Origin of the sequence: Nguyenibacter vanlangensis (assembly GCF_013376155.1) — a bacterium.
In the GTDB taxonomy this organism is placed as follows: Bacteria; Pseudomonadota; Alphaproteobacteria; order Acetobacterales; family Acetobacteraceae; genus Gluconacetobacter; species Gluconacetobacter vanlangensis.
Window position 1 is genome coordinate 1 of the sequence record NZ_JABXXP010001137.1, and the last position, 655, is coordinate 655.

Annotated in this window: 1 pseudogene; it reads left to right on the forward strand. The window is 71.6% G+C overall.

The window, feature by feature from the left end:
* Nucleotides 1-655: pseudogene (gene purH / locus HUK84_RS21720) on the forward strand (bifunctional phosphoribosylaminoimidazolecarboxamide formyltransferase/IMP cyclohydrolase); the annotation flags it as partial.

A 655-nucleotide genomic window follows, 5' to 3' on the forward strand; every position in this document is an offset into this window, starting at 1 on the left:
GACGCGCTGCCCGAACGGCTGACCATCGCCGGTATCCGCCGCGAAAGCCTGCGCTACGGCGAAAACCCGCACCAGCAGGCCGCCTTCTACGCCGACGGCAGCACCCGCCCCGGCGTCGCCACCGCGCGCCAGGTGCAGGGCAAGGCGCTCTCCTACAACAACCTCAACGACACCGACGCCGCGTTCGAGGCCGTGGCCGAATTCGATGCCCCCGCCGTGGTCATCGTCAAGCACGCCAATCCCTGCGGCGTCGCCACCGCCGGCAGCCTGTCGGCGGCATGGGACCTGGCCCTGTGCTGCGACCCGGTCTCGGCCTTCGGCGGCATCGTGGCGCTCAACCGCACGCTCGACGCCGACGCCGCGTCGCGCATCGCCACGATCTTCACCGAAGTCATCGTCGCCCCCGACGCGACGGACGAGGCCCAGGCCATCCTGGCCAGAAAGAAGAACCTGCGCCTGCTGCTGACCGGCGCCATGCCCGACCCGGCCCAGGGCGGCGTGGTGGTCCGTTCCGTGGCCGGCGGCTTCCTGGCTCAGACGCGCGACGACGGCCGAATCCTGCCCGACGCGCTGCGCGTCGTGACGCGCCGCGCCCCGACCGAGGCCGAGATGGCCTATCTGGTCTTCGCCTTCCGCGTCGGCAAGCACGTCAAGT